Raw genomic sequence first — 17404 nt, 5'->3', positions numbered from 1 at the left:
CATTATAAAACAACCGGGGACCGCGAAGTCACCCCGACGCCGTCTTTCGATTAGACCGTTCCGATGGGATGACTGTCGGTCGGCGACGACCGTCGCGGGGCCGCCGTCGCCGGAATTTCGGTCCCGGACGCGGCCTCAGAGGTCGACGCGATCGCCGATTTCGACGAGTTCGAGCGAGCGGGGGGCCTCGAAGCTCTTGGCGTGGTGATGCAGCGCCTTCGGGTCGGCGGTCAGACCCTTCCACATGTCCCAGTGGGTCGGCACGAGGCGGTCGAGGTCGAGGTCGCTCGCGGCCTCGATAATCTGGTTCTCGTCGTTGTACCACTTCGTGCGGACCGGCTCACCGGTCTCCTTGTCGGGGATGTTGCCGACGGTCCCGAACGCGAGGATGCCGAGGTCGAGGTCGTAGCGCTCGCCGATGTCGGCGAACTCCTCGGCGGGCTTGGTGTCGCCCCCGTGGATGAACGTGCCCGACTCGTGTTCGAAGACGTAGGCGACCGGGTGGCTCGCATCGGGGTCGTAGGCGGGTTCGACGTGGACGGTGAACTCGCCGATTTCGACGCTGTCGCCCTCCGCGACCTCCTCGAACTGGTCGTCGGAGAGGTCGTAGTCGTCGAACCACGCCTCGTCGTCGTAGGCGACCGAAAGCGAGTCGTCGGGGGCGACGAACGTCGCGCCCGTGTTTTCGAGGATGGGCGCTTGACTCGGGCCGTGAACGTGGTCGGTGTGCTCGTGGGTGGCGAGGACCGCGTCGGCCTCGGTCACGTCCTCGGGGTCGAACGGGACGGGTATCATGCGGACCGTCCGCGGCGGGTCGCCGATGCCGACGTACGGGTCGACGAACAGCGTCGTCCCCTCGCTACCCTTGATGACGAACCCGTTGCAGCCCAGATACCAGATGGCAACCGTCTCGGGGTCGGCCGACTCGACCGCGCGCGGGAGCCAGTCGCTCCAGTCGCTGACTGTCATAGAAACGTGTCCTCACGCGGGGGGACTAAGCGTTGCGCTCTCTCCCGTTGGACTCGTCGAGCGGGAGCGGACCGCTCGCCCTCTCCCTCTTCCTCCCGGCCGCCTCGACCGCGGCTTCAAAACGAGTGACTAATCTGAGAACGAGCGGCCGGATGTATCAGAACTAGATAGAATTTGAGGACATATGTGTCGTATAAGGTGTCACCCTGACAAGATATTTAATGAGTGAACTCATGCTACCAAACACCATGTCAGGAACTCACAAACAAACGGCGAACTTCTCTTCGATGGCTCGGACGATGCGCGCGTGCGGTGCGTGGGAAGCGGTCTCCCCGCTGGACGACGACTCGCGGCGAACGGACGAGTTCTGACGCGACCGAGAACGACAGTCCGACCCCGGTCGGGCGACGCGGCCCCGCACTTATCTTCTTCGACGCGGTCCGATACCACATGAGCGCAGTCGCAATCCGCGGTATCGACGAACGCCGAGGCGACGACGACAGCGATACTGACACCGACACCGGCGGACGCCGAAAAGAGGTGCCGCCGTGCGCGTGAGCGTCGTCGGCGGCAGCGTCGTTCCCGCACCGGTCGAGACCATCGCGGAAGACGTGGGTCGCCTGCTCGCCCAGCGCGGCCACACGGTCGTCTGCGGCGGTCTCGGCGGCGTCATGGAGGCCGCCTGCCGCGGCGCGAAGGACGCCGGCGGCACGACCATCGGCGTCCTGCCGGGCGAGGACCGCGACGAGGCGAACCCCTACGTCGACGTGGCCGTCGCGACCGGTCTCGGCCACGCGAGAAACGCGCTCGTCGCGATGAACGGCGACGCCGTCATCGCCGTCGACGGCGGCGGCGGGACGCTCTCCGAGATCGGCTACGCCAACGTCTTCGACCGCCCGACGGCCGGAATCAGGACCCAACAGGTCGGCTCGCTGGACGGCTTCGAACCGTGCGACTCGCCGGAAGCAGCCGTCGCATTCGTCGAAAACGCGGTCTGAGAACCCAGTTCGGTCGCGCCGTTCGTGCTACGCGTCGGCGACGCCCTCGTCGCGCTCGACGCAGTCGCGGAGCAGGTCGTCGACGACGGTCTCGCGGAACGACTCCCAGTCGGTCGTCGACGCCCACAGCCGGCCGGCGTCCGTCGGTTCGAGCGCGTCGCGGCCGCGCTCGCGCTCGCGCGTCGTGACGAACCCGTTCGCGGCGAGTCCCTCGACGGCCACGTCGAGTCTGGGGGCGAGCGCGTTCGAGAGTCGCTTTTCGAAGCGGTCGCCGGTCACGCTGTCGCGGGCGACGCCCACGCAGAACGAATCGAACGCCGACCACGTCTCCTCGTCGCGCGCGCCGGCGACGATACCGTGGTGTTCGGCGCGCTCGCGGAGTTCGGCGGCGACCGCGCGGCGGGTCCGCGGGCGGGAGCGCGGCGGCCCCGCGACGAGGACGGACAGCACCGCCGCTTCGAGGTCGCCCAACGGCGAGAGCGCGTGGGCGTCGAGTTCGAGGCCCGACTCGCCGGTCGCCGGGCCGGACTCGTCGAGTTCGGAGAGGCTCGTCGCGGCCGCCGTGGCCCGCTCGGAGAGGTCGGCCGTCCGTTCTGCGACCGGGGCGGCGGCGGCCGAGAGCTGCGACCGGGCGTCCAGATAGGCGTCGAGGTGCGCCTCGAAGCGGTCGAGCGACTCGAACAGCTCGATGGTCGCCCGGTCTTCGAACTTCCCGAAGCGCGCCTCACAGCTCGTCCGGAAGCGCCCGACCAGTTCGCGGGGGTCGTCTTCGACCGACGCGAGCAGGCGGCTCTCGGCGTCGAGCCACCCGTCGAGCGCGTCGAGGACCGCGTTCGGGTCGCGGGTGTCTTCGGGGTCCGGGCGGGGGGCCTCGGACTCGACGAGGTCGGCCAACTGTTCGCGGGCGCGGCCGACGTAGGAACTCATCGCGCCGAGCGGCGAATCGCCGCCGGAGCGCGCCCCGCGAGCGCCCGCGGGGCGGCCGACGCGGGAGTTCGGACGGGACCGGCGGGAGGGGCGTGACTCGCCGCTGGCCTCGGCGAGCGCGTCGCGCAGGTCCGACAGGGCGATGCGGAGCGGTCGAGCGACGGCCGCGGCCGCGGGGCCGTCGGCGACGCGCCGGAACTCGGCGAACGCGTCCGACGCGGCCTCGACGTCGGCGACGAGCGTCCGGAGGTCGTCGATGGCGGCGAGGTCGGGACGGTCGGTCGCGGGAATCGCCAAGAGCGAGACGGTCCCGCGGTCGAGGTCGCCGCCGTCGACGAGGGCGGTCCGCGCGGCGTAGAACGCGGCGGCGACCTGCGGGGGCGCGCCCGAGAGGTTCACTCGCACGTCGCCGTCCGCGGCGGCCTCGCGGAGCAGGTCGGCCGTCGCGGCGTACAGTTCCTCGAACGACGCGGTGAAGGGGAGCCGCGCTTCGTCGAGCGTCCCCCGGCCCGCGAGCCGTTCGGAGACGGCTTTCGCGGCGCGGGCGCTCGCTCGCGGCGCGCCGGGCGTACAGTCGTCCGGGTCGCGACCCTGCTCGGGGTCGGCCTCGTCGCGGACCAGCCGAACCCGGTCTGCGTCGACGTCGGCGGCTTCGAGCGGGGTGACGACCCGCTGCACGTCGAGTCCGAGAACGGAGAGGTGGGTCGTCGGCATCTGTCTGACCAATTCGCTACCTGTACCCTGAATGTTGTGGTGCTCCTGAGAGCCGCCTGTCAGAAGCGCCGGCGCGGCGTCAGACCCACGAGCGGATGAGGTTGCGGCCGACGACGCCGAGGCCGAGCATATCGACGACGAACAGGATGACGCCGCCGACGATGGGGACGAGCGACAGGACCGCCGCGACGAGCGCGCCGACCGCGACCGAGACGCCGAGCGGGGGCGACCCGCCGGAGGCGGTGCCAGTCACGAGCGAGCCGAGGAGGACCGTCGAAACCGCGCCGCCGACGATACTAAGCAGGATGAGCGCGAGGAACCCCGGAATCGCCACGATGAGGCCGATGATGGTGATTGCGAGGAGGACGAGGACGATGGCGCCGCCGATGCTGACGCCGAGGCCCCAGAGGAACGACCCGCCGGGGTCGTCCCGAATCTCGGCGATGGCGTCTCTGGTGTACGCCGGGGCCGCGGCGACGAGGATGCCGCCGACGACGAGGTCGATGAGGAAGCTCCCGCCGGCGCGGAACACCGGCGAAATCTGCTGTGCGGATTCGAGGTTCTGCGCGGCGGCGGTCCCCGCGAGCGCGAGGACGCCGAGCAGGCTCAGGAGGACAGTTCGTGTTCGTGGAGGGACCATACGTGTCCGTCGAATGGCGACTCGTATAGGTATTCTGGATGGACTGTCAGAAGATCGGACACGTCCGAAGCGAGGCGGAAGAGTCGAAACAGGACGCTCCCCTCGGCGGCGTCGTGAGAGCCACGCGCCGAGGCGGGGGGCTCACCGGGAGTCCCGGGCTACCAGGTTCCGTGGAACGTGTCGAATTCGAGGGAGTCGAGGGGTTCGTCGCCGACGGCGATGCGGTACTCCTGCGGCGTCAGCATCGGCTTGTGGAACCGCGGACCGTCGTCGGTCGTGATGCGCGGACAGCCGGTGTTGACGAACGCGTCCATGTCGAAGTTCCGGAGCCGGTCGGGCGTCACCTCGTCCATGGTGATGAGATAGGCGTTGTCGTTGTCCTCCAGAATCTTCTCGGCGATTTCCATGCGGCCCTGACCGATTTTGGTACAGAAGATGACGCCCCACTTCTCGGCGTCCATCGCCTTGTGGACCGAGGCGTAGCGCTGTTTCATGAACTTCCGCGTGTCGGCGATGGTGACGACGTTGTTGACGGGGTCGGCGATGACGACGTTCTTGTCGGGGTGTTCCATCGCGAGGCCGAGCGGGTGGAACTTGCCGCCGCCGACGTAGAGCACGTCGTCCGCCGGGATGTCCGCGGAGGCGTAGTTGCAGCCGAGGACCTGTCCCTCGTAGGTGAGGCGGTCGTCGCCCTTGCGGGTCTGGACGGTGTAGCCGCGCTCTTCGAGCCAGTCGCACATGTCCTCGAAGCGGTTCATGTGCTGGGCGGTGGTGACGAGGCCGACCTCGTCGCCCTCGATGTCGTCGAGCGCGTCCTCCATGATGGGGAAGGGGTCGACGTTGGAGAACAGCGGGACGTAGATGATCTTGTCCGACTCCTTCATCGGCGAGTGGCCGAAGTGGACGAACACGTCGGTCCGCCGCATGAGGTAGGTGTCGAGGTCGCACGCGCCGTAACACGGCTGCCCGGAGAGCATGAACGTCACGTCGTCGTCGCAGAGCTGTCGGAGGTCGTCGGCGACCGCCGGGCCGCGGCGCTTCAGCCCCTCGGGGAACTGGAGGCCGACGCGCTTGGCGTCGCGCTCCTCGATGGCTTCGACGATCTGTTCGAGTTCGTAGTCCCACTCCCGGTCGTGCTTGAGCGACATCCCGGTGTTTCGAAGGTCTCCCTCCGAGGTGGCGTCCTGACTCATTGCCCCATCGTTGCGGACGGAGCCGTTTAACCACCGCGCTTCCCCACGAATGAGCGTCACACACCCGCACGCACGCCGAAGCGAACCGCGGCGTCGACGGCGGCGTCACCCGGTTACCCCGTTGTCACTCGGGGATTCAAGGCTCGCGGCGGCCTACCGCCGTCCATGCCAGACATCCCCCTCGAACACGTCCACGTCGAACCGTCGGAGCCGGGCGACGGGCCGGCTCCCGCCGTCGTCCTGCTCCACGGCCGCGGCTCGAACGAGCAGGACCTCCTGTCTATCGCACGGGAGTTCCCCGACCACGTCCACGTCGTGAGCCTCCGCGCGCCCGACCCGCTGCAGGGCGGCTACACGTGGTACGAACTCGACCTCTCGGGCGGCGGCCTCCACCAGAGCCAGCCCCACGCCGAGCAGTTCGAGCGCTCGCGGACCCTCGTCCGCGAGGCAATCGCCGGCGCGGTCGAGGCGTACGACATCGACCCCGACCGAATCGGCCTCCTCGGGTTCAGTCAGGGCGCGATTACCAGTCTCTCGCTCCTCCTCGACGACCCCGACGACTACGCGTGGGTCGTCGCGCTCCACGGCTACCTCGCTGACTCGCACGCCGACCTCGACCCCGACGGCATCGCCGGCAAGCCGGTGTTCGTCGGCGGCGGGTCGATGGACCAGGTCATCCCGGCCTCGCGGGTCGAACGCGCGGCCAAGCGCCTCCGCGAACTCGGCGCGGACGTGACCGCGAACGTCTACGGCGCGCCCCACGGCGTCGGCCCGGACGAACTACGGGACGTGGTCGCGTTCGTCGAAGCCCGCGTCTGAGCCGCCGTCTGCGGAATCACCCGTTTCCCCGTTCGGCAGGTTGAAACCGCTCGCACCCCAACGCGCGGCTATGAGCACGCAGACGACGCGGCTCGAAGAACTCGGGCGCGAACTCGGCGAAGCCATCGCCGACCATCCGAAGTACGAAGCCTACGAGGAGGCGAAGGCCGCCGTCGAAGCCGACGACGACGTGCAGGAACTCATCACCGAGTTCAACCAGCTCCGCGAGGAGTTCAACGTGTCCCGGCAGATGGGCGAAGCGACCCAAGAGGGGCTCCGAAAGGTCCAAGCGGCCCAAGAAGAACTCCACTCCGAGCCCGTGATGGAGGAGTACCTCCTCGCGCAGGCCGAACTCGTCGGCGAGTTGGAGAAGATTAACGAGGCCATCTCGGAGCCGCTTGCGGTCGACTTCGGCGGCGAGGCCGGCGGCTGTTGTAACGACTGAGGACGACTCGGCGCGACTCGTTTTCGCCGCAGGTTCAAGTACCAAGCCGGGGCCAGCCCCGGCTATGTTGGCAATCGCGGGCGGCAAGGGCGGCAGCGGGAAGACCACCACGACCCTCGGACTGGCGAGCGCGCTCGACGGCCCGGTGCTCGCCGTCGACGCCGACAGGGACATGCCGAACCTCCACGCGATGGCCGGCGTCGAACGCCCGGTGGACGCCGCCTCGGGCGCACCCGTCCGAGAGCCGTCGGTCCGGTCGCATCCGACCGACTCGACCGTCTCCGTGCTGCCGGCGCCCGCCGGGGCCGACGACGACGCCTTCGAGCGGTGGCTCCGAACCGCCGCGGACGACGAGCGGCGCGCGGTCGTCGACTGCCCCGCGGGGGCCGGCCCCGACGCCGCCGTCCCGCTCCGCGTCGCCGACGGCGTGGTCGTCGTGTCGCCGCTGTGCGCGCCGGCGCTCCGCGACGCCGCGAAGACGGCCGCGATGGCGCGGGCGCTCGGCACCCCCGTCGTCGGATGTGTCGTCTCGCGGTCACGAATGGCCCCCGAGGCGGTGTCCGACCTCGTGGGCGCGCCGGTGCTCGGGACCGTTCCGGAGGAGTCGTCGCCAGTCCTCACTCGTCCGACAGTTCGGGCGGCGTACAGTCGGATAGCCGACAGGATATCGGGGAAGGAGTAATATGAGCCTCCGCCTAACACACGGGCATGTCTCGACTGGCGACGGGAATCGACGTGCTCGACCGCCAACTCGGCGGGGGCATCCCCGCGGGGAGCATCGTCCTCCTCGCCGCCGACCCGGCCAGCCAGTCCGAACTGTTTCTCCACGAACTGACGACCACGCGGGGGACGCTGTGGCTGACGACGGTTCGCTCCGCCGAGGCCGTCACCGACGCGCTCGAACGGAACCCCGGTCCGACGGGGAACCCCACCGTGCGCGACGTGGGCGGCGACGCCCCGCTTGACGCGGCGAGCAGTCTGGTCCGCGACCTCCCGGAGGGCGCGAACCTCGTCATCGACGTGGTCGACGTGCTCGAACGGAGCGAACCGCCCCGCTACCGGCGGTTCCTCAACGACCTCCAGACCCACATGGTCAACACGCGGGGGCTGACCGTCCTCCACGGCCTGAAAGGCGAGACGGTTCCCGACAACCGCGACCTGACCGAGCACATGGCCGACGTGGTGTTCGACCTCGATACGAAGATAGACGGCTCGGAGATCGTCAACCGACTCGCGGTCCCCAAGTTCCGCGGGGGGCGGGCGCTCAACGAGACCATCAAACTCCGGCTGGCGGAGCGCGTCACCGTCGACACCAGCCGCGACATCGCCTGACCCGAGAGTCGCGTCCGGCCGGGAGAGAGGTCGCTTAGAACGCGAAGTAACCGAACGTGGCGAGCGTGACGACCGCGGTGAGCGCCATCCACGTCCGGGCGGACAGCGCCGCGCCGCGGGAGAAGACGTAGGCGAAGTACGGTACGAGCGGGGAGAGGCGGTAGACGAACGGCACCTCGATACCGGCGCCGTATTCGAGCGAGAGCGTCAATGCGACGGCACAGAGCCCGGCGACGAGCGCGACTTTCACGTCTGTGATGTCGCGGAACTCGTCCGTCGCGGCGTCGTCTGACGAAGCCATAGCTACGAGGCGGTCGGAAGGCGAGTGTCAAGAAGCCGCCGATTCGCCGGGACGGCGAGGGCGGTTGACTCGCTTACTCTTCGTCGGCGTCGAGTTCCGCGGCGAGTTCGTCGGCGTCGATGTCGACGTCCTCGATTGCCTCTTCGATGTCGGCGCCGCCCGCGCCGCCCATCATACCGCCGAGGCCGCCCATGCCGCCCATGCCGCCCTCGATGGTCTCCTGGACGATGACGCGGTCGATGTCCAGCCGCTGCATGATGTCCTGGGCGATCTGCTGCTTGGAGAACATCCACTGCTGGTTCATCGTCATCTGCGGCGTCGCCTCGATGTAGAGCGTGTCCTTCTCGACGGTGACGGTCTCCGTCTCGGGTTCGGCGTCCTCGTCCTCGTCCTCGTCGGACTCGACGACCTGCTCCTCTTCGACCTCGTCCGTCTGAATCCAGACTTCGGGGGCCTGCTGGAGGTACATGCCGAGGAGGCCGGAGGCCTGCTCCTCGCGGTCGTCGACGAGTTCGAGCACTTCGTACTCGTATTCGAGGTCCTCGCCGGCGAGGGGGTGGTTGAAGTTGACGCGGGCGCGACCGCCGATGATGGTCTCCAGACGGCCCTGGTCGCCGTCGATGGTGACCTGCGCGCCGGGGTAGCGGTCGTCCTCGTCGATCTTGTTGGCGCTGACCGTGCGCACTTCGTCCTCGTCGTACTCGCCGAAGGCGTCGACCGCCGGAATCTCGACGGTACCCTCGTCGCCCGCCTCGGCACCGATGAGGGCGTCGTCGACCTCGGGGAAGACGTGGCCGGCGCCGACGATGACGACGCGGGGCTCGAACTCGTAGCCCTCGACGTCGATCTCGGCCTCTTCGGCCACTTCTTTGTCCGTCGTGTCGACGACGTCGCCGTCCTCGATCGTTCGCACCGTGTACGCGAGGCGAACGAAGTCGCCGTCCTGAATACCGGACTCGACCTCTTCATCGACCTGCTCGGCCTCCGCCTGCTGTTCGTCGCTCATACACGCTACGTGACTCGTGCGACCCTTAAGAATCACGTTTCGCCGTCGCGGCGCGTTCGAGGCGGCCGACCGCCGGGAACTCGACCCCGAGGGCCGCTGTGGGGTCGAATCGCTTATATCATTGTCAATAGTTATAGAAAGACGAGGCATGTTCACATGGCACAGACTGGCTTGTTCCTCGGGTTCGTCCTCGGCGTCGTACTGCTGGTGCTGACCGTGTTTCTGACCGGTCGCGGCTGGCGACACTACTCCGTCACGAGCGTTCCGACGCCGACCGGTGGCGGGTCGGCGGGGAGCGGGGGAAGCGCCGCCCGCCGGTGGGCCGACGACCCGACGGTGCTGTCGGTCGTGTTCCTCCTCGCGGCGCTCGGGTTCGGCGCGGTGGCGGTGCTGTTCGTCGGCGGCAGCGCCATCCCCGAGGGCGTGTCGGACGCCGCGGGGCCGGTCCTCGTCGCCGGGACGCTCACCGTCGTCGTCGCGTACCTCTTTTACGGCACGTATCACGCTGCACGCGGGCGAGGACTGGCGCGGTCGCAGGCGGCGCTTCTCGGGTCGTGGGTGCTCGGCCTGCTGTTCGTCGTCGGCATCGCGCTCAGGTTGGTGGGCCTCCTCTGAGATGGCGACCTCGTACGCGGGGCGACTCGACCCCCGCCACGCGCCGCGGTTGTGGTGGCTCGCGGCGCTCTGCTGGGTCGAGGCGCTCGCCGTCGGGGCGTATCTCTCCGCCGCACCGGGGCGCGTCGAGAGCCTCCGGTACCTGTTGTACCCGCTCGTCTGGATAACCGTCGGCGCGGCGGCCGTCCTCTGGACCGACCCGCCGCGGGCGAGCAGTCGGGCGCGACTCGTCGCCGGCGCGGTCGCAGTCGCGTACTTCGTCGTCCTCGCGTCGCTGGCCGGACTGGTGTCCGTGGACTTCGCCGCGCTTCTCGGCGGGAGCCACGGCCACGCCGCCGCCCATCGCCCGACCGGTTGGCAGTTCTCGCTCGCCGCGCCCGGATGGGGGCCGCGGGTCGGCTACGCCGGCGAAGTCGTTTCGGCGACGTTCGTCCCGTACCGCGTCGCCGGCTCCCTCGCGCTCGCGTACCTCGTCTACGCCGCCGTCCTCGACGCGGCGAAGCGCGCGCTCTCGGGGGCGCTCGGACTCGTCTCGTGCGTCGGCTGTACCTTCCCACTCGTCGGCGGCCTCGTCGCGGGCGCGGCCGGCGGCACCGGCGTCGTGAGCGCGCTCCGGGCGCTCTCGGTCGATGTCTCGACGCTGGTGTTCGTCGCCGCCGTCGTCCTGCTCACGGTCGGTCCGTCGCTGGTGGAGCGGACGCGACGATGAGCCGACGCGCCGAGGGAGGAGAGGTCCGCGCCGCGGCTCGACGCGGAGCCGTCTGGACAGTCGCGCTGGCGGTCGCGTCCGCCGTCTGTTCGACTCCTGCGCTCGCGCACGCCGGCTCGCTGGCCGGATCGCTCCGCTCGGTTCCGGCCCCGTTCTGGCTCGTCGTCGTCTCCGGCGGCGGCGTCGTCTGCGTCTCGTTTCTGCTGTCGGCGTTCGTCACCGACGACGAGACCCTCGACGCCTTCGGGCGCGCGGGCGTCCGACTCGGAGGACTCGCCGGGGCCGTCGCAACCGCGGCGGCCGCGCTCAGGCTCCTCGGCGTCGCCGCGCTCGCGCTCGTCGTCGCTTTCGGGCTGTTCGGGCCGGCCGTCGGCATCGTCAACCTCGGCGTCCTGCTCGTCTGGGTCGGCTGGTGGGCCGGATTCACGATAGTCACCTACCTCGTCGGGAACGCGTGGCCGCTCGTGAACCCGTGGCGGACGCTCGGTGCGGCGCTCCGAGGTCGGTTCGGGGAGGCACGGGGGCTGTCGCGGCCGTACCCCGACCGACTCGGGTCGTGGCCGAGCGTCGTCGGTCTCCTCGGACTCGTCTGGCTGGAGGTCGTCAGCCCGCTCGCGGCGGCCCCGCGGGCGCTCGCGGCCGTGGTCGTCGCGTACAGCGTCGTCACCGTCGGCGGCGCGCTCGTCTACGGCGACGCGTGGTTCCGCCGCGCTGATCCCGTCGCTCGGGTGTTCCGACTGTACGGCCTGCTCGCGCCGGTCCGACGAATCGACGGCGGCGGTCTCTCGGTTTCGGTTCCCGGCGCGGGGCTGGCGCGCACCCGCGAGCGACTCGGTGCCGACGACGTGGCGTTCGTCGTCGCGCTCCTCTGGGTGACGACGTTCGACGGACTCGCGGTTACCGTCGCGTGGGGCCGCGTCCTCGACGCCGCGGCTCCGGTGCCCGCGTGGCTCGTGAACCTCGCCGGAATCGTCGCCGGCTTTCTCGTCTTCCTCGGCGGCTACCGACTGGCCGCGAGCGTCGCCCGCGGAACCGCGGACACGTACGTGACCGTCGGCTTCGTCGCCGGCTGGTTCGCGCCCGCGTTGGTCCCCATCGCCGCCGGCTACCACCTCGCGCACTTCCTCGGCTACGTCGTCGGACTCGCGCCCGCGCTGGTCGCGGTCGCGGCCTCGCCGCTGTCGCCGCCCGCGAACCCCTCGGTGCTGGTCGTTCCGGCGTGGTTCGGCGGCCTCCAGTTGGCGTTCGTCGTCCTCGGCCACCTGCTTTCGGTGTGGGTCGCCCACGCCCGCGCGTTCGACCTCTTTCCGGGTCGGCTGCAACCGCTCCGGAGCGAGTACCCCTTCGTCGCCGTCACGGTCTGCTACACGATGGCGAGCCTGTGGGTCGTCGCCCAACCGACGGTCGGAGGTGTCGCGGGGTGAGTCGCAGAACGAGTCGTGGGATGGGTCGCGGAGAATCGCCCGTCGTCCCCGAGACCGCCGTCCCCGACGGCGAGACTGCGACCGCGACGTGTCCCTACTGCGACCGGCCGTTCCGACGGGAGCGGCTCCGAGACCTCCACGTCGGCGCCGCTCACGAGGGACTGAGCGACGGCGAAATCGCGGCGTACGAGGCGGCGGTCGAGGCCGAGGCCGAAGACCTGTTCGTCTATCACCTGAAGGTCGCCGGCGCGCTCGGGATGGTCTTCACGGCGCTGTTCCTGCTCGCGGTCGTCGGCTTCAGCCTGTGAGCGCGGCGCGGGTCATTCAGGCGTGACCGCTGTCCCCGCCGTGTTCCCCCTCGTGGGGGTCCGGCAGACGCATCACGACCCCGGTGAGGACGCCGACGCCGGCCAGCGCGACGACGCCGCCGACCACGACGAACGATTCGCTCGCGCCAACCGCCTCCGAGCCGAGGAGGACCGCGAGTCCGACCACGACGGCTCCGAAGGCGGCCGCAAGTGCGACGGTATTCTGATTCATGCGTGACGTTACCACACCGAGGTCAAAGAAGGTACGTGCGAGTGCGGGGGAGGAAAAATGAGGCGCTGTTGAAGTCCTCAGTTACGTACACGCCTGTCGTGAGATCTCAGTCTGACCCAAACAGCGCTTGCGTGAGTGCGCCACCGTAGGCGACTCGCGAACCGAGCCAGAGCGCGCCGAGGGTGACGCCCACTGCCATGAGGGAGGGTCCCGGCTCCAGGAGGCGACCGCTCGCCACGCGGGCAAGGCGGTCCGCCAGAACGATACCGCCGAACCAGACCGCCAAGAACGCGACATGTTGGTGAAGGGACTTCCGTCGGCGCGCGTGACGGTAACCGACGACGAGGAATCCCACGAGCAGCAAGGTGCTTACAGCCGCGAGGGCGAGAGAGCGGAGCCGTCCGCCGAGCGCAAACGCCGAGGGGATGCCGATTACCATCGCGAGAACAAAGATGGTCTGGACGACCAGTCCAAAGGATGGTCCAGTGTTGGAGGGCTGTTCAGACACAGATTGCGGTCACGGACGACGAAGCAATGAATCTTCTCCACACGGCCGGATACCGGTCGTTCAGGTTGGCTCTACCCTACTCACCGACCAGACCATCTCTCGTGACGCTCCCCGTTATCCCGGATACTTCGCTGAATACACCCTCTGGGCGTGTCACACGGATTCTATCAGATTCTGAGAGATTCAGCAGAGCCACAAAAGGAGAAAAACAACGCCCAGTCAGGCGGCGTTCTCGCCGGTCGTCGCGGCGGCGACGACGAGCGCGAAGACGGCCACCGCGAGCGCGAGACCGGGACCGACGACGAGCGGGTCGGTGAGTCCGCCGGGGGCGACGCGGGTCATCATGACGGTCACGCCGACGCCGACGGGGACCGAAAACAGGAGCGCGTAGCCGACCGCGACGAGGGTTTCGCGGGAGCGCCAGCGGGAACGGGAGTCGGCTCGCACGGTCACAGGAGCGAGTACGACGCCGCGAGCGTGAGCGCCAGCGCGGCCGCGAGGCCGATGCCGACCAGATACGTCAGCGAGCGCGGTTCGAACCGGAGGTGCTGGAAGTACGCCGCGACCAGCACCGCCTTCGCGGCCGACAGGACGAGGATGACGCCGAAGGCCAGCCAGTAACTCAGCCCGGCGAACTCGACCAGCACTTGGACGGTCGCCGAGACGAACAACACCGCGTAAATCGCCGTATAGAGTTTCGTGGACACCATCTCTGTCACCTCACAGGATGTAGAACAGCGGGAACAGGAACAGCCAGACGATGTCGACGAAGTGCCAGTAGAGGCCGAAGTACTCCACCGAGCGGCTGTCTTCGAGGTACGCGCCCCGCCAGGCGCGCGCGGTCAGGTACAGTGCGACGACGAGCCCCGCGATGACGTGGGCGGCGTGCAGGCCGGTCGTGAGGAAGAACGTCGAGGCGCGGACGTTCGTCGAGAGCCACAGCCCCTCGTGGAACAGGTGCTGCCACTCCAGTCCCTTGTTGACGAGGAAGCCGATGCCGAGGACGAACGTGGCCCCGAGGCTCGTCACGACGCCCCACTTGTGTTGCTTCTCGGCCGCGACGAGCGCGAGGACGACCGTGAAACTGCTCGTGAGCAGGATGTAGGTGTTCACGAGCCCCGGAATCGGGTCCGGCGGAATCGGCTCCCAGCCGGTCCAGCCGAAGGCGACGCGGGTGAACACGTAGGCTCCGATGAAGCCCCCGAACAGCACCACGTCGGACGCGAGGAATATCCACATCCCGACCTTACCGTTGTCGATGCCGGCGAAGGGCCACGCCTCGCCCTCCTCGAAGACCGGGCCGTGGAACGGTTCGAGCCCCATGGCGACGAGCGACCCGAGGGTGACGACGCCGCCCGCGACGGTCGTGGTCGCGTAGGCGGCCCCGACCATCCCCTCGGGGAACGCGGCGTCCTGAAGCGGCGAGAGGCCGAGGAGGACGAGGAACGCGCCGGCGGAGAGGACGAACGGCCAGATGCTCGCGTGGCTCGGCCCCTCGACTTCGGTCGCTTCGGCGGTCGGGAGCACAGAGGAGACCGGCGTCGTCGCCGAGGCGGTGACGCCGCCGTCGGAGACGGCCGCGCCGGTCGGCCCGCCGGACCGGTCCTCGCTCGGTTCGACCTCGCCGGTGTCGAGGAATTCGAGGTGGCCGTTTCGGTAGGTCGGCGTCCCGTCGAAGTTCTCCAGCGGCGGCGGCGACGAGACGGCCCACTCGGCCGTCGTCGCGTACTCCCACGGGTTGTCGGGCGCGGGGTCGCCGGCGAAGGCGCTCTTGAACAGGTTGTAGAACATGATGAGGAACGACAGCCCGAGGACGAAGCCGCCGACGGTGGCGAGTTGGTGCCACGGCGCGAGTTCGGGCGCGTAGTCGAACACGCGGCGGGGCGTCTCCCACGCGACGAAAAGCGGGAAGTACAGCAGGTTGAAGCCGACGAAGTAGACGGCGAAGTGGAGCTTGCCGAGGAACTCGTCGTACATCCGGCCGGTCATCTTCGGGAACCAGTAGTAGAGGCCGCCGACGAGCGCCGTCACCCCGCCGACCATCACGTAGTGGAAGTGGGCGACGACCCAGTAGGTGCCGCGGAACTCGTAGTCGAGGACGACCGCGCCGAGGAAGACGCCGGTGATGCCGCCGATGATGAACAACAGGAGCGCCCCGAAGACGAACAGGAACGGCGTCGTGAAGCGAATCTTCCCCTTCAGCATCGTGTAGATGAGCGCGAACACCATCAGGTCGAACGGGAGCGAGATGCCGATGGTGGTGATCATGAACAGGGTCTTGACTTGGAGGTTGATGCTCGTCAGGAACATGTGGTGCATCCAGACGGCGAAGCTCTGGATGGCGACGAGCACCATCGCGAGGATGAACCACTTGCGGCCGACGATGCGGCGGCCGGTGAACGTCTGGAACACCTCGGCCATGACGCCGAGCGCCGGGAAGAAGACGATGTACACCTCGGGGTGGCCGAAGAACCAAAACAGGTGGGTCCACAGGAGCGCCCCCGCCGGCGACTCCATGGCGAAGTAGGTCGTCCCGAGCAGGCGGTCCGAGGAGAGCACCAAGAGCGCGGCCAAGAGCGCCGCGAAGGCGAAAAGCATCATCCAGACCGTCAGGAGAATCGTCCAGCTGAACAGCGGGAGGTTCCGGAGCGTCAGCCCCTCGGCGCGCATCCGGTGCATCGTCGTCAGGAAGTTGACCGACGAGACGGTGACCGAGGCGACGAACAACACGAGCGCCAACACGGCCGTCGACGCCCCCACGTCGGGCGTGAACGTCGGGACGTTCAGCGGGGCGTACATCGTCCACCCGCCGGAGAACGTCCCCCCTTGGAAGAACGAGACGCCGAACAGGATGCCCGAAAAGAGATACAGCCAGTACGACAGCGCGTTGAGCCGCGGGAACGCGAGGTCCTTCGCGCCGAGTTGGAGCGGGACGACGTAGTTGGCGAAGCCGAATGCGAACGGCGAGAGGAACCAAAACACCATCAACAGCCCGTGGGCCGAGACGGCCTGATTGTACGCGACGGGCGCGAGAATACCCTCGCCGAGCGCGCGCGGGGCGAGCAGTTGGACGCGCATGAGCCACGCGAGGACGCCGCCGAGCACGAGGAAGAAAAGCGACGTGACGATGTAGAGGATTCCCACGTCCTTGTGGTTCGTCGTGACGAACCAGCGTTTGATGCTCCCCGTGCCGGGGAAGTCGTGCCCGTGGTCGTCGCCGTCGCGGGCGACCTCGTGGCCGCCGTCGGCCGCGACGTCCCGCTCGGGAGACGCGCCAGTCATGGAACCACCGCCGGTCGGAGGTTCGACTCGTTCGCGGTCGCGCTGCCCGTGGTCGCGTTATCGGCGGTCGCGTTCTCCGCGGTCGTGTTCGCGTACCACGCCTCGTACTCGTCGGGCGGCATCACGATGACCTCGGCGGACATGTAGGAGTGGCCCACGCCGCAGAGCTCGTAACACTGCGCGGTGTAGGTCCCCGGTTCGTCGGCGGTGAACCACGTCTCCGTCTCCTGACCGGGGATGGCGTCGGACTTGACGCGTAACTCCGTGATGCCGAAGTTGTGGAACACGTCAGCGGTGGTAATCGTCAGTTGGACGGGCCGGTCGGCCGGGACCCGGAGCACGCCGTCACTTGTGTGGCCGTTCGGGTAGGTAAAGCGCCAGCCGAACTGGTACCCCTCGACCTCGACGTCGAGCGACTCGGCGTCGGAGGGGCCGTCCTCGACGTACAGGAGCGTCAGGTACGTCCACGAGACCAGCGAGACGACGATGACCATGCTCATGAAAAACGAGGTGAACAGCTTTCGCCCGCCGCCGCTCCCCGACGGGAGTTCCCCGAGGACGAGGCGGTCCCCGTCGTCGACGTGACCGTTTCCGGAACCGGAGCGATACCTGTACGCGTTGTAGAGCATGTACCCGACGACGACGACCCCGACGAGCGTCCCCAAAAGCAGGAACACCTCGAAGATGCTTTCGAAGACGAACTCGCGGGTCCCCCGCGGGACTAACCCCGACTGGAGCGGGAACGCGGCCGTCAGTACGAGTTCTGTGACCATTGATAACACCACCCAAATAAGATAATTAACGTTCGTGATGATTATTGTTTCGGAGCTATCGGGTTCGAACGGCGTCGAGCGGCCGGTTCCGGTCGTTCACGGCGAGAGGGGAGGCGGACGGTGGAAGCGGGAGACGACAGACGCCGGACGAAAGGCCAAAAGAGACGCATGTGGCGGCGAGAGGTGCGGGCGACGGCGGACAACAGGGG

At 68.6% G+C, this 17404-nt stretch carries 22 protein-coding genes; 10 read left to right on the top strand and 12 right to left on the bottom strand.

The features are described 5' to 3' along the window. Window positions 1-135 precede the first annotated feature (135 nt). Complete coding sequence (locus tag FY251_RS14450) at window positions 136-969, bottom strand: MBL fold metallo-hydrolase (protein ID WP_148415749.1); 834 nt, start codon at window positions 967-969, stop codon at window positions 136-138. Between the two features lie 248 nt (window positions 970-1217). Between FY251_RS14450 and FY251_RS23135 the strand changes: the two genes are divergently transcribed. Continuing rightward, window positions 1218-1340, top strand: coding sequence for a hypothetical protein (locus tag FY251_RS23135; protein ID WP_255516708.1), 123 nt, complete (start codon window positions 1218-1220; stop codon window positions 1338-1340). A gap of 177 nt (window positions 1341-1517) precedes the next feature. Continuing rightward, window positions 1518-1967, top strand: a complete 450-nt coding sequence (locus FY251_RS14440) for a TIGR00725 family protein (protein WP_148415745.1) — start codon at window positions 1518-1520, stop codon at window positions 1965-1967. A gap of 27 nt (window positions 1968-1994) precedes the next feature. On the opposite strand, the gene FY251_RS14435 is transcribed toward FY251_RS14440, so the two are convergent. The 3 genes from FY251_RS14435 to dph2 form a co-directional block, all read right to left on the bottom strand. Further along, entirely contained in the window at window positions 1995-3608 is a 1614-nt protein-coding gene (locus FY251_RS14435) for a DUF6293 family protein (RefSeq protein WP_148415743.1), read from the bottom strand. A 79-nt stretch (window positions 3609-3687) separates the two neighbouring features. Continuing rightward, window positions 3688-4248, bottom strand: a complete 561-nt coding sequence (locus FY251_RS14430; RefSeq protein ID WP_148415741.1) for a hypothetical protein — start codon at window positions 4246-4248, stop codon at window positions 3688-3690. A 158-nt stretch (window positions 4249-4406) separates the two neighbouring features. Continuing rightward, on the bottom strand, window positions 4407-5441 hold the full coding sequence (gene dph2 / locus FY251_RS14425) for a diphthamide biosynthesis enzyme Dph2 (protein WP_148415739.1): 1035 nt from the start codon (window positions 5439-5441) through the stop codon (window positions 4407-4409). Window positions 5442-5606: 165 nt separating this feature from the next. Between dph2 and FY251_RS14420 the strand changes: the two genes are divergently transcribed. The 4 genes from FY251_RS14420 (at window position 5607) to FY251_RS14405 (ending at window position 8037) form a co-directional block, all read left to right on the top strand. Next, the gene (locus FY251_RS14420) at window positions 5607-6260 is read left to right on the top strand and encodes an alpha/beta hydrolase (RefSeq protein ID WP_148415737.1); all 654 of its coding nucleotides are present in this window, start codon (window positions 5607-5609) and stop codon (window positions 6258-6260) included. Between the two features lie 70 nt (window positions 6261-6330). After that, the gene (locus FY251_RS14415; protein WP_004041523.1) at window positions 6331-6705 is read left to right on the top strand and encodes a YlbF family regulator; all 375 of its coding nucleotides are present in this window, start codon (window positions 6331-6333) and stop codon (window positions 6703-6705) included. 64 nt (window positions 6706-6769) lie between these two features. Next, on the top strand, window positions 6770-7387 hold the full coding sequence (locus FY251_RS14410) for a CDP-4-keto-6-deoxy-D-glucose-3-dehydrase (protein WP_148415735.1): 618 nt from the start codon (window positions 6770-6772) through the stop codon (window positions 7385-7387). Window positions 7388-7413: 26 nt separating this feature from the next. Beyond that, window positions 7414-8037, top strand: coding sequence for a transcriptional regulator (locus tag FY251_RS14405; protein WP_148415733.1), 624 nt, complete (start codon window positions 7414-7416; stop codon window positions 8035-8037). Between the two features lie 34 nt (window positions 8038-8071). Here the strand turns inward: FY251_RS14405 and FY251_RS14400 are convergent, their stop codons facing one another. Both FY251_RS14400 and FY251_RS14395 read right to left on the bottom strand, forming a co-directional pair. Beyond that, a complete protein-coding gene (locus FY251_RS14400) occupies window positions 8072-8338 on the bottom strand; it encodes a hypothetical protein (protein ID WP_089777704.1) in 267 nt (88 codons plus the stop codon). A gap of 73 nt (window positions 8339-8411) precedes the next feature. Beyond that, window positions 8412-9344 carry a peptidylprolyl isomerase gene (locus FY251_RS14395; protein WP_148415731.1) on the bottom strand — a complete coding sequence of 311 codons (933 nt, stop codon included), beginning with the start codon at window positions 9342-9344 and terminating at the stop codon, window positions 8412-8414. A gap of 156 nt (window positions 9345-9500) precedes the next feature. Between FY251_RS14395 and FY251_RS14390 the strand changes: the two genes are divergently transcribed. The 4 genes from FY251_RS14390 to FY251_RS14375 are packed head-to-tail and all read left to right on the top strand — an operon-like array spanning window position 9501 to window position 12400. Continuing rightward, window positions 9501-9959, top strand: coding sequence for a hypothetical protein (locus FY251_RS14390; RefSeq protein ID WP_148415729.1), 459 nt, complete (start codon window positions 9501-9503; stop codon window positions 9957-9959). A 1-nt stretch (window position 9960) separates the two neighbouring features. Continuing rightward, window positions 9961-10668, top strand: coding sequence for a hypothetical protein (locus FY251_RS14385; RefSeq protein ID WP_148415727.1), 708 nt, complete (start codon window positions 9961-9963; stop codon window positions 10666-10668). Continuing rightward, window positions 10665-12092, top strand: a complete 1428-nt coding sequence (locus FY251_RS14380) for a hypothetical protein (protein WP_148415725.1) — start codon at window positions 10665-10667, stop codon at window positions 12090-12092. Before FY251_RS14385 ends, FY251_RS14380 begins: the two co-directional genes overlap by 4 nt. Before the next feature lie 20 nt (window positions 12093-12112). After that, window positions 12113-12400, top strand: a complete 288-nt coding sequence (locus FY251_RS14375) for a hypothetical protein (RefSeq protein ID WP_148415723.1) — start codon at window positions 12113-12115, stop codon at window positions 12398-12400. 16 nt (window positions 12401-12416) lie between these two features. On the opposite strand, the gene FY251_RS14370 is transcribed toward FY251_RS14375, so the two are convergent. The 6 genes from FY251_RS14370 to coxB form a co-directional block, all read right to left on the bottom strand. Beyond that, a complete protein-coding gene (locus FY251_RS14370) occupies window positions 12417-12632 on the bottom strand; it encodes a hypothetical protein (protein ID WP_148415721.1) in 216 nt (71 codons plus the stop codon). A gap of 106 nt (window positions 12633-12738) precedes the next feature. Beyond that, window positions 12739-13140: a hypothetical protein gene (locus FY251_RS14365; RefSeq protein ID WP_148415719.1), complete on the bottom strand. Its 402-nt coding sequence runs from the start codon at window positions 13138-13140 to the stop codon at window positions 12739-12741. Between the two features lie 219 nt (window positions 13141-13359). After that, the gene (locus FY251_RS14360) at window positions 13360-13593 is read right to left on the bottom strand and encodes a hypothetical protein (protein WP_148415717.1); all 234 of its coding nucleotides are present in this window, start codon (window positions 13591-13593) and stop codon (window positions 13360-13362) included. After that, window positions 13590-13850 carry a cytochrome C oxidase subunit IV family protein gene (locus FY251_RS14355; RefSeq protein WP_007274417.1) on the bottom strand — a complete coding sequence of 87 codons (261 nt, stop codon included), beginning with the start codon at window positions 13848-13850 and terminating at the stop codon, window positions 13590-13592. Before FY251_RS14355 ends, FY251_RS14360 begins: the two co-directional genes overlap by 4 nt. Window positions 13851-13860: 10 nt before the next feature. Beyond that, the gene (locus tag FY251_RS14350; RefSeq protein ID WP_148415714.1) at window positions 13861-16422 is read right to left on the bottom strand and encodes a cbb3-type cytochrome c oxidase subunit I; all 2562 of its coding nucleotides are present in this window, start codon (window positions 16420-16422) and stop codon (window positions 13861-13863) included. Next, complete coding sequence (gene coxB, locus FY251_RS14345; protein ID WP_148415712.1) at window positions 16419-17195, bottom strand: cytochrome c oxidase subunit II; 777 nt, start codon at window positions 17193-17195, stop codon at window positions 16419-16421. The genes FY251_RS14350 and coxB overlap by 4 nt, the downstream gene beginning before the upstream one ends. Window positions 17196-17404: the final 209 nt, after the last annotated feature.

The sequence above is a fragment of the Haloferax sp. KTX1 genome, assembly GCF_902410085.1.
Classification (GTDB): Archaea; Halobacteriota; Halobacteria; order Halobacteriales; family Haloferacaceae; genus Haloferax; species Haloferax massiliensis.
The sequence above is the reverse complement of the archived record's forward strand: the minus strand, read 5'-3'. Positions and strand labels throughout refer to the sequence as shown.

Coding starts and splice junctions, on each gene's coding strand:
- FY251_RS14410 (WP_148415735.1), top strand. CDS start 6,770: ATGTTGGCAATCGCGGGCGGCAAGGGCGGCAGCGGGAAGACCACCACG.
- FY251_RS14450 (WP_148415749.1), bottom strand. CDS start 969: ATGACAGTCAGCGACTGGAGCGACTGGCTCCCGCGCGCGGTCGAGTCG.
- FY251_RS14350 (WP_148415714.1), bottom strand. CDS start 16,422: ATGACTGGCGCGTCTCCCGAGCGGGACGTCGCGGCCGACGGCGGCCAC.
- FY251_RS23135 (WP_255516708.1), top strand. CDS start 1,218: ATGTCAGGAACTCACAAACAAACGGCGAACTTCTCTTCGATGGCTCGG.
- FY251_RS14355 (WP_007274417.1), bottom strand. CDS start 13,850: ATGGTGTCCACGAAACTCTATACGGCGATTTACGCGGTGTTGTTCGTC.
- FY251_RS14400 (WP_089777704.1), bottom strand. CDS start 8,338: ATGGCTTCGTCAGACGACGCCGCGACGGACGAGTTCCGCGACATCACA.
- FY251_RS14435 (WP_148415743.1), bottom strand. CDS start 3,608: ATGCCGACGACCCACCTCTCCGTTCTCGGACTCGACGTGCAGCGGGTC.
- FY251_RS14385 (WP_148415727.1), top strand. CDS start 9,961: ATGGCGACCTCGTACGCGGGGCGACTCGACCCCCGCCACGCGCCGCGG.
- FY251_RS14405 (WP_148415733.1), top strand. CDS start 7,414: ATGTCTCGACTGGCGACGGGAATCGACGTGCTCGACCGCCAACTCGGC.
- FY251_RS14375 (WP_148415723.1), top strand. CDS start 12,113: ATGGGTCGCGGAGAATCGCCCGTCGTCCCCGAGACCGCCGTCCCCGAC.
- FY251_RS14370 (WP_148415721.1), bottom strand. CDS start 12,632: ATGAATCAGAATACCGTCGCACTTGCGGCCGCCTTCGGAGCCGTCGTG.
- FY251_RS14430 (WP_148415741.1), bottom strand. CDS start 4,248: ATGGTCCCTCCACGAACACGAACTGTCCTCCTGAGCCTGCTCGGCGTC.
- FY251_RS14390 (WP_148415729.1), top strand. CDS start 9,501: ATGGCACAGACTGGCTTGTTCCTCGGGTTCGTCCTCGGCGTCGTACTG.
- coxB (WP_148415712.1), bottom strand. CDS start 17,195: ATGGTCACAGAACTCGTACTGACGGCCGCGTTCCCGCTCCAGTCGGGG.
- FY251_RS14420 (WP_148415737.1), top strand. CDS start 5,607: ATGCCAGACATCCCCCTCGAACACGTCCACGTCGAACCGTCGGAGCCG.
- FY251_RS14380 (WP_148415725.1), top strand. CDS start 10,665: ATGAGCCGACGCGCCGAGGGAGGAGAGGTCCGCGCCGCGGCTCGACGC.
- FY251_RS14395 (WP_148415731.1), bottom strand. CDS start 9,344: ATGAGCGACGAACAGCAGGCGGAGGCCGAGCAGGTCGATGAAGAGGTC.
- dph2 (WP_148415739.1), bottom strand. CDS start 5,441: ATGAGTCAGGACGCCACCTCGGAGGGAGACCTTCGAAACACCGGGATG.
- FY251_RS14415 (WP_004041523.1), top strand. CDS start 6,331: ATGAGCACGCAGACGACGCGGCTCGAAGAACTCGGGCGCGAACTCGGC.